Here is a 13,124-nt window from a genome sequence, read left to right as displayed (position 1 = left end):
CTTCAGCGAACCGGCGGCGCGTACTGGATGCCGCCATTGCTCCATAGCGCATTCAGGCCACGCTTGATCTTCAGCACACTGCCCTGACCGATGTTGCGCTCGAATACTTCGCTGTAGTTGCCCACTTGCTTGACGATCTGTACCACCCAGTCCTTGCGCAGTTTCAGGTCCTTGCCGTAGTCACCGTCTGCGCCCAGCAGACGGGCGACGTCCGGATTCTTGGTGGACTTGGCCTGCTCTTCGACGTTCTGCGAGGTGATGCCCATTTCCTCGGCATTGAGCATGGCGAACAACGTCCACTTGACGATGCTGAACCACTCGTCGTCACCCTTGCGCACCAGCGGGCCCAGCGGTTCCTTGGAAATGACTTCCGGCAACACCACGAATTCATCCGGGTGAGCCATCTTGATTCGCTGGGCGTACAGGCCCGACTGGTCGGTGGTCAGCACGTCGCAGCGGCCGGCTTCGAGACCCTTGGCGCTTTCGTCGGCGGTGTCGAAGGTGATCGGCGTGTACTTCAGGCCGTTGGAGCGGAAGTAGTCCGAGACGTTCAGCTCGGTGGTGGTACCGGCCTGGATGCAGATGGTCGCGCCGTCCAGGTCTCTGGCGCTCTTCACACCGAGCTTGGTGTTCACCAGAAAGCCGATGCCGTCGTAATAGGTCACGCCGGTGAACACCATGCCCATGCCCGCATCACGGGAACTGGTCCAGGTGGTGTTGCGGGAAATCAGGTCGATCTCGCCGGACTGCAACGCGGTGAAGCGCTCCTTGGCGGTCAACTGGCTGAACTTCACTTTCGACGCGTCACCAAACAGCGCGGCGGCGACGGCGTGGCACACATCCACATCGATGCCGGTCATCTTGCCGTTGGCGTCCGGCACGCCAAAACCCGGCAACCCATCGCTGACCCCACACTGGATAAAGCCCTTTTTCTGGATCGCATCCAGGGTCGCCCCCGCATGCGCGCTGCCGGCCAAGCCCAATACTGCGGCGGCGGTGAATGCCGCCAACGTGGATTTGATGTTCTTCATGCAAGGCGCTCCCTGTCGGTCGTTATTATTCGGCGCCACAAACCCGCGCCGTTTATAGTGTTGCCGGTCAGTATCAACGGCTTTACACCTTGGCCACAAACGACGTTTAGGCAAAGGCTCCTTCCGATTTGGAATGAACTTGGCTATTTGAAAGGATCTGCGATCCCGTGATTTCGAAACGCTTGACCCCTTCGATGACTGCCCTGCAATGCTTCGAAGCCGCCGCCCGGCACTTGAGCTTCACCCGCGCCGCCGAAGAGCTGCACCTGACCCAGAGTGCGGTGAGCAAGCAAGTGGCGCAGCTGGAGGAGATGCTCTGTCACCCGCTGTTCCAGCGGGTGCGCCAGCGTTTGTACCTGTCGCCGGCAGGCTCGCTGTACCTGGAGGAAGTACGCAAGATCCTCAACCAGGTGGATATTTCCAGCCGCTACATCCTGACCTATGGCGGCGAAACCGAAGTGCTGCGCATTGCCACACAGCCGACCTTCGGTGACCGCTGGCTGGTGCCCAAGCTCAAGGATTTTGCCGCGCGCCACCCCACTATCCACCTGGACGTGCGCAACGAACTGGAGCCGTTCGACGTGTTGCAGGCCAAGGCGGATATCGCGTTTTTCTTCGGCCAGGGATCGTGGCCGGGAGCGACCTGCATCGAGTTGTTTCGCGAAGCCGTGGTGCCGGTCTGCGCCCCCGGGTTTGTCGCCGCTGGCAGCGACGCCTCATCCCGTCACACGTTGCTGCAATGCACCTCGCGTCCGGAAGCCTGGCACGAGTGGTTTCTGGAACAAGGCCTGCACTCGCAAAACAGCTACCACGGGCCGCGCTTCGACACGTTCTACATGTGCATTCGCGCGGCGCAATCGGGGTATGGCGTGGCCTTGGTGCCGCAGTATCTGGTGGCCGAGGAATTGGCGAGCGGCAGCCTGATGATACCCTGGGATTACACGATGCCCAGCGCCGGCGCGCACTTTATCGCCCATGCCGAACATGCCGGGGAGATTCCAAAAGTGCAGGCTTTTTTGAGCTGGATGGTGGAGTACCTCACAGCACATCCCGACTTTTAATAATGACCCGGCGACTTTATTTCGTTTGCGGGGCAAGGCGGCTCGCGGCTTAGATAAAAGGACGCCTCCCATTCTTGAGTCCCGGATCCATGAGCCGCGAAACCATCAGCCAGTCGATTTCCATCGTCCACCCCATCAGCCTCAGCCATGGCAAGAACGCCGAAGTCTGGGACACCACGGGCAAGCGCTACATCGACTTTGTCGGCGGCATCGGCGTGCTCAACCTGGGCCATTGCCATCCGCGCGTGGTTGAGGCGATCCGCGAGCAGGCGACCAAACTCACCCATTACGCCTTCAACGCCGCGCCTCACGCGCCCTACATCGAACTGATGGACCGTCTCACCGCGTTCATTCCGGTGGGCTACCCGGTCAGTGGCATGCTCACCAACAGTGGCGCGGAAGCGGCGGAAAACGCCTTGAAAATCGTCCGCGGCGCGACCGGTCGCACCGCGGTCATTGCCTTTGACGGGGCGTTTCACGGACGCACCCTGGCCACCTTGAACCTCAATGGCAAGGTCGCGCCGTACAAACAAAAAGTCGGCGTACTGCCGGGGCCGGTGTTCCACCTGCCATTCCCCAGTTGCGACAACGGCGTGACCTGCGGCGAAGCGCTGAAGGCAATGGACCGCCTGTTCAGCGTGGAAATCGACGTCAACGACGTGGCCTGTTTCATCATCGAACCGGTGCAGGGCGAAGGGGGTTTCCTGACCCTGGACATAGAATTCGCCCAGGCCCTGCGCCGCTTTTGCGACGAGAAAAATATCCTGCTGATTGCCGATGAAATTCAGTCCGGCTTCGGCCGTACCGGCCAGCGCTTCGCGTTCTCACGCCTGGGCATCGAGCCTGACCTGATTCTGCTGGGCAAAAGCATCGCCGGCGGTGTGCCGCTCGGCGCAGTAGTCGGTCGCAAAACCTTGCTCGACAACCTGCCCAAAGGCGGCCTGGGCGGCACCTATTCCGGTAACCCGATTGCTTGCGCGGCGGCGTTGGCGACCCTGGATGAAATGACTGATGAACACCTGAAAAGTTGGGGCACGCAGCAGGAAGAAGCCATCGTCAGCCGCTATGAATCATGGCGTTCGAAAAAGCTCTCGCCGTACCTCGGCCGCTTGACCGGCGTTGGCGCCATGCGCGGCATCGAACTGGCCAACGCCGACGGCAGCCCGGCACCACAACAGCTGACCCAACTGCTGGCCCTGGCCCGCGAGGCGGGTTTGCTGCTGATGCCCAGCGGCAAATCACGGCACATCATCCGGCTGCTGGCGCCGTTGACGATCGAGGCGGCGGTGCTGGAGGAAGGGCTGGATATTCTTGAGGGATGTTTGGTGAAGTTGGCTTAAAAACCAAAAAGCCCGGCAGGGAGCCGGGCTTCGAATGGAAAGCGTCAGTGGACAAGTCGGGCGACGCCAAATGCGATGGCAGACAAGGCTCCAGCCGTTCCGACAAACCATTTCAACAGCCGGGTTTCCAACGATTGCATATCCGTTCTGAAATGGGCGATTGAAAGATCCAGTCTAGAGGTCGCTTCAAGCAGGTCGATTTTGGTCTGCATCAGATCGGACTTGGTAGTCATGTGCTCTTGCATGCCATCCAGCTTCGTCTCGACGCGCTCCAGCCTTGCCTCAACTTGCGAAATACGCTTTTCCAAATCGTTTTCTCCTCCGTTGCCCCCACCGCCTGCGCCGCCTTTGCGGTCGCGGCCTGATGACGAACCTTGACGGTACTCCTGGCGAAGATAGCTCACATTATCCTTGGGGTCATTCGCCATTTCCGACCTCCTTCTTCTGGGTCAAAGCATTCATTCCATCAGCTACACCCTCCATGCAGTCGATAAACTCATTCAGCTTCGCCCATGCTTCATCTGCTGCCTGCTTTACATCAGCGTTTTCACTACGTCTGAGCACGCCGGCCAGGCTGATGATGCCGGAGCCGAGTCTCGCAATTGCACTGTGATACTGACCGAGAATAATGACTAATTCCCCGGCCGTTACGGCATTTGTCTCACCCACCTTGTCGTCGCCGTCCATGTCGCCCCTCCATCCATTTTGGTGACGCAGAAAACCACGCCTTCAAACGCAAACCAATGAACGGTTTGATACCAAATCCGACAACCCAACCCACTATTACCAAATCCGAAAGAATCCATCTTCCGTTTAGCCCTTTCTCTCCCCTCGCCAGCGCTTTATCCTTGTCAGTAACAAAGTGAAACGTTTCATCATTCCATCAGACCATCGACCGCCCGTGTTCAACGCCTTTGTGCGAACGCGCCAGGCCGCTGTTGGCGTTTCAAAACCATAAATATTAAGACTCCATTTTGCCTATGCCTGCTTTCCCAAACCTGCGCCTGTGCGCTGCGCTGTTACCGTTCGGCCTGTTCAACTGTGCCCAGGCCGCACCTGCCTTTGACGCTGAATCACCGTGGATGCTGGGGGATTTCGGCGGCACTCGGACAGCGCTGTCTCAACAAGGCTACGACTTCAAGCTCGACTACACCGGCGAGATGGGCAGTAACCTGCATGGCGGTTCCGACCACGACCGTACCGCGCGCTACAGCGATCAGTTCGGCCTGGGTACGCACCTGGATCTGCAGAAGATCCTCGGCTGGCACGACGCCGAGTTCCAGTTGACGGTGACCGAGCGCAGCGGCAACAACATCACCAACGACCGCGTCAATGATCCGCGTGTGGGCGGGTTCACCTCGTCCCAGGAAGTCTGGGGCCGTGGCCAGACCTGGCGCCTGACGCAGATGTGGTATCAGCAGAAGTTCTTCGACCAGAAACTCGACATCAAGGCCGGGCGTTTTGGCGAAGGCGAAGACTTCAACAGCTTCCCCTGCGACTTCCAGAACCTCGCGTTCTGCGGCTCGCAGGTCGGCAACTGGGTGGGCAGCATCTGGTACAACTGGCCGGTGAGCCAGTGGGCGCTGCGGGTCAAGTATCACCTGACGCCCGAGCTGTACGCCCAGGTCGGCGCGTATGAACAGAACCCGTCCAACCTGGATCGCGGCAATGGCTTCAAGCTCAGTGGCAGCGGCACACAAGGCGCCCTGCTCCCGGTGGAACTGGTGTGGACGCCCACGCTCAACGGCCTGCCCGGCGAATACCGCGCCGGTTACTACTACAGCAGCGCCAAGGCCAGCGACGTCTATAAAGACCGCAACGACCAGCCGGCAGCCCTCAGCGGCGAAGCCTATCGCAGCGCCTCCAGCAAACATGGGGTGTGGCTGGGTGTGCAACAGCAAGTCACCAGCCTGGCCAGCGACCATTCGCGAGGCTTGAGCGTGTTCGCCAACGGCACGATGCACGACAAGAAAACCAACGCTGTGGATAACTACGTGCAGGCCGGCGTGGTCTACAAGGGCCCGTTTTACGCCCGCGCCAAGGACGATATCGGCTTTGCCGTGGCCCGGGTGCACGTCAACCCGGCCTATCGCAAGAATGCCGAGGCGACCAACCAGGCCCGCGCCGTCTTCGACTTCGATGACCCGACCTATATGCCGATTCAACACACCGAATACAGCGCCGAACTCTATTACGGCATCCACGTCACCCACTGGCTGACCGTACGCCCGAACCTGCAATACATCCGTCACCCCGGAGCCGTGGCCCAGGTGGATGACGCGCTGATCGGCGGGATCAAGCTGCAAAGCTCGTTCTGATTCTGAATAAAGCTAATTTGCCCTGAACCAAGCCTGCGCCGGAACGTCATCTACAGTGAACTGTGCGCAATCAATTGAAAACGTAACGGAGAACCACACTATGAGCACTGATGGTGCTTCAAGTCCAAGTCGCCTGCTGCCCAGGCTACTGGGGATCTTGCTGCTGATAATGGGCCTGGCCTTGTTGGCCGGGGGGATCAAGCTGAGCATGCTCGGCGGGTCGCTGTATTACCTGCTGGCCGGTCTCGGCATCACCGTCACCGGCCTGTTGCTACTCGCAACACGCCGCGCGGCGCTGGGCTTGTACGCACTGGTGCTGTTTGCCAGCACCGTCTGGGCGCTGTGGGAAGTCGGCCTGGACTGGTGGCAGCTGGTGCCGCGCCTGGCCCTGCTGTTCGCCCTCGGCATCGTCATGCTGCTCCCGTGGTTCCGCCGTCCGTTGCTGCGTGGCCAAGCCGCGCCGCTGGGCACGGGCGCCCTGAGCGTCGCCGTCGTGCTGGCGGGTGCTGCTGCCTTGGCCAGCCAATTCACCGACCCGGGTGCCATGGTCAAAAAAGGCCAACTGGACCGCGATGCGGTGCCAGGCATGGCCAGCGCCGCGCCAGCCCAGGCGGATGGTGACTGGAACTCCTATGGCCGTTCGGCCTTCGGCGACCGTTACTCGCCACTCGCGCAGATCACCCCGGAAAACGCCCACAAGCTGGTGCCTGCCTGGACGTTCCGTACTGGCGACATCCCTGGCCCAGGCGATCCCGGTGAAACCACTGCGGAAAATACCCCGCTGAAAGTCAACGGCATGCTCTACGTGTGTACACCACACAGCCAGGTCATTGCCCTGGACCCGGACACCGGCAAGGAAATCTGGCGTTTCGACCCGAAGATCAGCAGCGAAGGTGCTGCCAACTTCAAGGGTTGGGCGCACATGACCTGCCGTGGCGTGTCGTATCACGATGACGCTGTCTACGCTTCCGAGCAAAGCCCGACTGGCAGCGCCAGCCCGGCCGCCGCGCCGAATGCCTGCCCGAAACGCATCTTCGTACCTACCGCCGACACCCGTCTGATCGCCCTGAACGCCGACACCGGCAAGATGTGCGAAGACTTCGGTGACAAAGGCCAGGTCGATCTGCGTGCCAACATCGGCACCTTCGCCCCGGGCGGTTACTACTCCACCTCGCCACCGGCCGTTACCAAGAACCTGGTAGTGATCGGCGGTCACGTGACCGACAACGTCTCCACCGACGAGCCAAGCGGCGTGATCCGCGCGTTCGACGTGCACACCGGCAAGCTGGTGTGGAACTGGGACAGCGGCAACCCGGACGACACCACCCCGTTGGCCGAGGGCAAGACCTACACCCGCAACTCGCCAAACATGTGGTCGATGTTCGCGGTGGATGAAAAACTCGGCATGCTCTACCTGCCGATGGGTAACCAGATGCCCGACCAGTACGGCGGCGACCGGACTCCGGACTCCGAGAAGTACAGCGCCGGCCTGACTGCCCTGGACATCGACAGCGGCCATGTGAAGTGGACCTTCCAGTTCACTCACCATGACCTGTGGGACATGGACGTGGGCGGCCAGCCTTCGCTGATCGACATCAAGACCGCTGACGGCGTGAAGCAAGCGGTAATGGCGTCGACCAAGCAAGGCAGCATCTACACCCTGGACCGCACCAACGGTCAGCCCGTGGTGCCGATCAATGAAATCCCTGTACCGCAAGGCGCAGTGGCCGGCGATCACACCGCACCGACCCAACCGAAATCCGACCTGAACTTCATGCCACCGCCCCTCAAGGAGCGTGACATGTGGGGCGTGACGCCGTTCGACCAGATGCTGTGCCGGATTGATTTCAAATCCATGCGCTACGACGGTCCGTTCACCCCGCCATCGCTGCAAGGCTCGATCGTTTACCCGGGTAACTTTGGCGTGTTCGACTGGGGTGGCATTTCCGTCGACCCGGTTCGCCAGATTGCTTTCGTGAACCCGAGCTACATGGCGTTCAAATCGAAACTGATCCCGGCCGCCGACATCGCCAAGCAAGGCCCACGGGTCAGCGAAACCGAAGGCGTGCAGCCGAACAAAGGCGCACCGTACGGCGTGATCCTCGAAGCCATGCTGTCGCCACTGGGCCTGCCGTGCCAGGCGCCGGCGTGGGGTTATGTGGCCGCGGTCGACCTGACCAACCACCAGACCATCTGGATGCACAAGAACGGCACCGTGCGTGACAGCTCGCCGGTTCCGATTCCACTGACCATGGGCGTGCCAAGCCTGGGCGGGACTTTCACCACCGCCGGTGGCGTGTCCTTCCTCAGCGGTACCCTTGACCAGTACCTGCGTGCCTATGACGTGAAAAACGGCAAGCAACTGTGGGAAGGCCGCCTGCCAGCAGGCGCGCAAACCACACCGATGACGTACACCGGCAAGGACGGCAAGCAGTACGTGCTGGTCATGGCCGGCGGTCATGGTTCCCTGGGCACCAAGCAGGGCGACTATGTGATGGCGTTCAAACTGCCGGATTAAGTAACACCGGCAGCAAGACAAAGGCGGCTACCTCAGGGGTAGCCGCCTTTTTTTGTGCAGTCACACCGGCATGCGTTCGCGGCGCATCCACATTTCGAAAGCCATGGCGTTCAAGGGCCGACTGATCAAATAGCCTTGGGCCGTGTCGCACTTCCAGAGCTTGAGCAGCTTGAGGCTGGGCTCGAACTCCACCCCTTCAGCCACCACCTTGAGTCCCAGGTTGTGGCTCATTTCGATGGTCGAACGCACGATCACGCCGTCGCCGGAGGTGCTGTCGAGATTGCGCACGAACGACTGGTCGATCTTCAGCTCCTGCACCGGCAGGCGTTGCAGTTGCGCCAGGGATGAATAGCCGGTGCCGAAGTCGTCCACCGACAGGCTGATGCCACAACCGCGCAGTTGCTCCAGCACACTGAGGGCCTGCACCGGGTTGTGCATGATCGCGCTTTCGGTGATTTCGAAAATCAGTTGCCGGGCCGATACGCCGTAGTGCGCCAACAACTCGGTCACCCGCAGGGCCAGGCTGTCATCGGCCAGGTCATCCACCGAGATGTTCACCGACAACTGCACCTGCAACCCGCGCACCTCCCACTCGGCCAATTGCCGAATGGCTTCTTCGATCACCCAGTGGGTAAGGTTGCCCATGCTGCCGGTGCGCTCGGCCAAGGGAATGAACTCGGCGGGCGATACCAGCCCGAGGGTCGGATGCTGCCAGCGCAACAGCGCTTCGGCCTGGCTCACATGCCCATGGTGCAGGTCGAGCTTGGGCTGATAACACAGGTACAACTCGCCCTCCGTCGGCGCCCGGCGCAGGTCACGGATCAGGCTGATCTGGCGTTGGTGGGCGAGGTCGCGGTCCTGTTGGTAGATCTGCAAATAACCGGGGAACGCTGCCGCATCGTGACGGGCGATGGCGGCGCGGCTGATCAGCTCTTCAACCTGCTGGCCGTCGGCCGGGTAAGCGGCGATGCCGATGCTCACTTCATGGCGCAGTTCATCACCGCCAATGCGCTGGGGCTCGGTCAGCAGCCCATACAGGCGGTCAGCCAGGGCCACGACGCGGTCAATCTCGGTGTTTTCCAGCAGCAGCAAAAACTCGCTGCCGGTGATGCGCGCAGCGGTGTCACTGGCCGAGAGGCTCGACAGCAAACAGCGGCTGGCCTCGCGGAGCATTTCTTCCACGCCTTCCGGGCCATAGCCTTCGTTGATCACGCGGTAGTTCTCGATGCCCAGGTACAGCAACACCACGGGCCGACCAGCGCTGATGGCACTGCCCAGGCGCTCCATGGCCAGCGCCCGGTTGGGCAGGCCGGTGAGCGGATCGTGCAGCGCGTTGTGGGCCAGTTGCCGCTCGCGCACGGCGATCCCGGTTTGCATGGCGTTGAAGGCCTGGGCCAGCAGGCCGAACTCATCATGGCTGCGCACCCGCACCGGCGTCCGATAGTCACCGGCGCCGATCCGCTCGGCCGCCTGCACCAGCGCATTGAGGGGACGCGAAACTCTCCGCGCCAAAAACAATGCGCCCGCCAACGACACCAGCAGCACCACCAGGGCGATCACGAGAAATTGCCGGTCCAGCGGCGCGAAAGATTCAAGGGCGTGGTCCAGCGGGCTTTGCAGCAGCACCCGCACCTCACCGCCCTCTGCCGTGTTGCCCAAAGGCAGCACCTGGCTGAGATAACGCTGGCCGTGAAACAGGTTCAGTTGCGCCACGGGATTGATATACGGAGCCTGCAAGTCGCTGGCAATTGATGCCTGGAATGCCTCGGGCTGAGTGCTGAACAATTCGCCAGGCTGGCCGTGCTGCACACTGAGGAACGACACTTCCAGGTTGCTCATGGAGCGCAATTCACTGGCAAAGATTTCGTCCATGGGCAGGCCCATGACAACAAGGGCATTCGGTGTGGGGTCGACGACTTCCTGCTGTACCAGCAGAAAAGGCCGGCCATCCAGGGCCACGATCAACATTTGCAGGCCGCTGCGCCGGGCCTGGCGCAAGGCGTTGTTGTAAGGAAAGGCCTGGCCGGGGGTCAACGCCTGCAACGTGCTGACCATCACCTTGCCGTCGAGACCCAGCACAAACACTTCACTGGACGTCAGACCGGTGCCATGTCGGCGCAGGGCAGCAAGAATCTCGGCGGGCTCGCCCTCGGCGACAGACTGGCGGAAAGGCAGGTCTGCCGTGAGCCAGTTCAAGCCGTATTGCAGACGCCGGCCACGCAGGTCGAGCAAGCGTTCGAACACCTGGCTGCCGGTTTCCAGTTGTACCTGGGCCTGGTTTTCCACGGCGCGGTTAGTCGCGGTCTTCACGGCGAAATACACCGCCGCCACGACCACCAGTAACAGCAGCGCCAGCACCCCGGCGATCCGGGTTTGAAACGTATGGCGCCACCTCATCTGGTTGCCCTCTGGCAGCGCCTGTCCCCTCCAGCCGAAATGTCCCTTCGTCATACGCGTCCCTCGCGACAGCTGAACCGGCGTCAAATAAACGTCCTTTTTAACAGGACATTCGAACTATCCAGACTAGCTGCGCAAAGGAAGAAGTGCATCCAATAAATACGGGAACTTCGGTGTCATTAAATTGGCGACAAGCCTCTGCCTCAGCTACGCGCCCGCATGAAATCACCCCAGCGCCGCACCAGGTAGTTGTGCTCGTCCATCACCGAGTTCCACACCGCGATATGCCCCATGCGCTGCTCATAGGAGCCGCCGTCGCGCACTTCGCCCACGTCAATCAGCGGCAAGCCATCGCTGCCCAGCAGCTCTTCCCGTGCGGGCAGGCCGGCGTACCAGTAGTCCCACTCGGCGCTGCTCAGGTGATCACGGCTGCGGGCCGGGTTGCCGATGTAATACCCCTGGCGCGCCATCACCGCACCTGGCCAGCCGGACAGCCACCAGTTGAGGTAGGCATAGGCCGCGTCCAGCACCGGGCCCTTGGCATGGCGCGACAGCGACAACCCGCCGAACCAGGCGCGATATCCTTCACGGGGCACCGCCAAGCGGTATTTGACCCCGGCCCGGTGCAGGCGCATCAGGGTCGGTGACCACAGGCTCTGAATGTCGATGCTCGGGCTGAGCATCAGTTGCGCCGCCTCTTCGTCATCCGACCAGAACGCCGCGAAGTGCCCTTCCTTCTGCTTGCGCACCAGAATATCCGCCAGCACATCGATCTCTTCGATGCTCATGTTGCCGATGTCCTTGAAGCTCGCGAGTCCCGCGCCTTGCACCGCCAGTGCAGCATCGAGGGCGCCGATGGCGGCGTCACTTTGCAGCGCGGTACGTGCGCCCCAGGCCGGGTCGAGCAGCCAGCCCCAGCTCTCGTTGGCGCGGTTGAACCCTTCGGGCAAGCGTTCGGGGCGGTAGGCGAAACTGTCGGCGTTGTGGGTCAGGGGCAACATACTGATGCGTTCGGTCACGGTGCTGCCGAGGCTGCCATCGTGCTGCACGAAGAGGCGCTCGCTGGGCACACTGCCACTGCCCAGACGGTCGTTGGCGGACAAACGTCCGCGCTTGGGCAGGTCGTTGATCTCGTGCCACAGCGCAATGCGCCGGGTGTCGATCGGCTGGATCGCCCGGGCCGGCCACACGAAATCGACGTTGTGAAACCACTGGTCGTAGAGGTCGTAGCTGTCCGGTTGCATCACCGCGATGCGCTGGGCCTGCTCCACATCGTGCACTTGGTACACCAGACGAATACCCAGCTCTTTTTCCGCTCGTACACGCAGGCATTCAAGCAAGGTCACCGAGGTACCGAGGACGCGAAGCGTGATCATGCGGCGAACCTTCTGGAGAACACTTCAAAGGAACGACGCAGCAACGCCGGGTCGAGACCGCGCAGGATAAACACCAGGCGTGATTGCCGATCGGTCCCCGGCCAGGCAGGCAGGTGAACCGGGGCATGCAGGCAATGCTGCACGCCATGAATGACGATGGGAGCGTTACTGGCGTTCACGTTGAGCAGTCCTTTGACGCGAAGAATACGTTCGCCGTGGCATCTTAACAGCATCGATAACCAGACCCCGAAGCCGACCCAATCCAACGGCTGATCAAAGGTCAGGCAGCAGACTTGTGCGGCGCCGTGGTTGGCGGCGGTGGTTTGATGGAGTTGCCAGCGGCTGACTTCGGCAGCGGGTTCGGCGCTGCGCAGGCCTTCGCCAAGCAGCAGTTGTTCACCGCTGTCGATATCGCAGGTATTGAGGATCGGCGTACCGGCGTTCAGTGCCTGCAAGTGCAAGCGCAACGGGTCACAGTCTTCGACGAGGTCGGTCTTGCTCAACAGCAGGCGATCGGCGGCGGCCACTTGCGCCAGCCATTCCGGGTGCAGGCGCTCTTGCAGGGCAGCGTGGCTGGCGTCCACCAGCGTCACCACCAGGCCGATATGAAAGCGCCCGCGCAGTTGCACGTCGTTGTTCAGCGTGGCGAGGATTGGCGCCGGATCGGCCAGGCCGGTGGTTTCCAGGATCACCCGTTTGAAGGCTGGAATCTCGCCGCGCTCACGGCGCTGCAACAGGCCGAGCAAAGCGTCTTTCAACTCGCCACGAATCGAACAGCAGACACAGCCGCTGGGCAGCAACACCGTGTCCGGCGCGACTTCTTCCACCAGCAGATGGTCGATGCCGACGTCGCCGAATTCATTGATCAGCAACGCCGTGTCGCCGAGGCTTTCGCCTTGCAGCAAGCGCTTGAGCAAGGTGGTCTTGCCGCTGCCGAGGAAGCCGGTGATGACGTTCAGGGCGATGCTCATAGTTCTACCTCGTTGCTGGCCCCTGTAGGAGCGAGCTTGCTCGCGAAAAACCTGAGAACGCCGCGTTCAACCAGAGAGTGCGCGTTATCGTTGACGTTTTTCGCGAGCAAGC

The 13,124-nt window shown here is 61.4% G+C and carries 10 protein-coding genes; 4 read left to right on the top strand and 6 right to left on the bottom strand.

Features of this window, described 5'->3' with window-relative positions; all coding sequences use genetic code 11:
* Positions 1 to 2: 2 nt before the first annotated feature.
* A complete protein-coding gene (locus tag ACUN0G_RS04235; protein ID WP_445572760.1) occupies positions 3 to 1,031 on the bottom strand; it encodes an amino acid ABC transporter substrate-binding protein in 1,029 nt (342 codons plus the stop codon).
* A gap of 194 nt (positions 1,032 to 1,225) precedes the next feature.
* Here ACUN0G_RS04235 and ACUN0G_RS04230 point away from each other — a divergent pair, with 194 nt between their 5' ends.
* Both ACUN0G_RS04230 and ACUN0G_RS04225 read left to right on the top strand, forming a co-directional pair.
* Positions 1,226 to 2,092, top strand: a complete 867-nt coding sequence (locus ACUN0G_RS04230) for a LysR substrate-binding domain-containing protein (protein WP_445572759.1) — start codon at positions 1,226 to 1,228, stop codon at positions 2,090 to 2,092.
* Positions 2,093 to 2,181: 89 nt separating this feature from the next.
* A complete protein-coding gene (locus tag ACUN0G_RS04225; RefSeq protein WP_445572758.1) occupies positions 2,182 to 3,432 on the top strand; it encodes a 2-aminoadipate transaminase in 1,251 nt (416 codons plus the stop codon).
* Between the two features lie 44 nt (positions 3,433 to 3,476).
* On the opposite strand, the gene ACUN0G_RS04220 is transcribed toward ACUN0G_RS04225, so the two are convergent.
* Both ACUN0G_RS04220 and ACUN0G_RS04215 read right to left on the bottom strand, forming a co-directional pair.
* Positions 3,477 to 3,860, bottom strand: a complete 384-nt coding sequence (locus ACUN0G_RS04220; RefSeq protein WP_445572757.1) for a hypothetical protein — start codon at positions 3,858 to 3,860, stop codon at positions 3,477 to 3,479.
* Complete coding sequence (locus ACUN0G_RS04215) at positions 3,850 to 4,119, bottom strand: hypothetical protein (protein WP_445572756.1); 270 nt, start codon at positions 4,117 to 4,119, stop codon at positions 3,850 to 3,852. The genes ACUN0G_RS04220 and ACUN0G_RS04215 overlap by 11 nt, the downstream gene beginning before the upstream one ends.
* 293 nt (positions 4,120 to 4,412) lie before the next feature.
* On the opposite strand from ACUN0G_RS04215, the gene ACUN0G_RS04210 reads away from it, so the two are divergent.
* Both ACUN0G_RS04210 and ACUN0G_RS04205 read left to right on the top strand, forming a co-directional pair.
* Positions 4,413 to 5,750 (top strand): carbohydrate porin, encoded by a 1,338-nt coding sequence (locus ACUN0G_RS04210; protein ID WP_445572755.1) that lies wholly within the window; start codon positions 4,413 to 4,415, stop codon positions 5,748 to 5,750.
* A gap of 100 nt (positions 5,751 to 5,850) precedes the next feature.
* A complete protein-coding gene (locus tag ACUN0G_RS04205; RefSeq protein ID WP_258343827.1) occupies positions 5,851 to 8,268 on the top strand; it encodes a glucose/quinate/shikimate family membrane-bound PQQ-dependent dehydrogenase in 2,418 nt (805 codons plus the stop codon).
* A gap of 60 nt (positions 8,269 to 8,328) precedes the next feature.
* On the opposite strand, the gene ACUN0G_RS04200 is transcribed toward ACUN0G_RS04205, so the two are convergent.
* The 3 genes from ACUN0G_RS04200 to ACUN0G_RS04190 form a co-directional block, all read right to left on the bottom strand.
* Positions 8,329 to 10,665 carry a putative bifunctional diguanylate cyclase/phosphodiesterase gene (locus ACUN0G_RS04200; protein WP_445572754.1) on the bottom strand — a complete coding sequence of 779 codons (2,337 nt, stop codon included), beginning with the start codon at positions 10,663 to 10,665 and terminating at the stop codon, positions 8,329 to 8,331.
* Positions 10,666 to 10,868: 203 nt separating this feature from the next.
* Positions 10,869 to 12,041, bottom strand: coding sequence for an ABC transporter substrate-binding protein (locus ACUN0G_RS04195; RefSeq protein WP_219273888.1), 1,173 nt, complete (start codon positions 12,039 to 12,041; stop codon positions 10,869 to 10,871).
* Entirely contained in the window at positions 12,038 to 13,012 is a 975-nt protein-coding gene (locus ACUN0G_RS04190) for a CobW family GTP-binding protein (RefSeq protein WP_445572753.1), read from the bottom strand. The genes ACUN0G_RS04195 and ACUN0G_RS04190 overlap by 4 nt, the downstream gene beginning before the upstream one ends.
* Positions 13,013 to 13,124: the final 112 nt, after the last annotated feature.

The sequence above is a fragment of the Pseudomonas sp. 32A genome, assembly GCF_052682255.1.
Note: the sequence above shows the minus strand (reverse complement) of the source record. Positions and strands in the feature narration are given on the sequence as shown.

Coding starts and splice junctions, on each gene's coding strand:
- ACUN0G_RS04235 (WP_445572760.1), bottom strand. CDS start 1,031: ATGAAGAACATCAAATCCACGTTGGCGGCATTCACCGCCGCCGCAGTA.
- ACUN0G_RS04230 (WP_445572759.1), top strand. CDS start 1,226: ATGACTGCCCTGCAATGCTTCGAAGCCGCCGCCCGGCACTTGAGCTTC.
- ACUN0G_RS04225 (WP_445572758.1), top strand. CDS start 2,182: ATGAGCCGCGAAACCATCAGCCAGTCGATTTCCATCGTCCACCCCATC.
- ACUN0G_RS04220 (WP_445572757.1), bottom strand. CDS start 3,860: ATGGCGAATGACCCCAAGGATAATGTGAGCTATCTTCGCCAGGAGTAC.
- ACUN0G_RS04215 (WP_445572756.1), bottom strand. CDS start 4,119: ATGGACGGCGACGACAAGGTGGGTGAGACAAATGCCGTAACGGCCGGG.
- ACUN0G_RS04210 (WP_445572755.1), top strand. CDS start 4,413: ATGCCTGCTTTCCCAAACCTGCGCCTGTGCGCTGCGCTGTTACCGTTC.
- ACUN0G_RS04205 (WP_258343827.1), top strand. CDS start 5,851: ATGAGCACTGATGGTGCTTCAAGTCCAAGTCGCCTGCTGCCCAGGCTA.
- ACUN0G_RS04200 (WP_445572754.1), bottom strand. CDS start 10,665: ATGAGGTGGCGCCATACGTTTCAAACCCGGATCGCCGGGGTGCTGGCG.
- ACUN0G_RS04195 (WP_219273888.1), bottom strand. CDS start 12,041: ATGATCACGCTTCGCGTCCTCGGTACCTCGGTGACCTTGCTTGAATGC.
- ACUN0G_RS04190 (WP_445572753.1), bottom strand. CDS start 13,012: ATGAGCATCGCCCTGAACGTCATCACCGGCTTCCTCGGCAGCGGCAAG.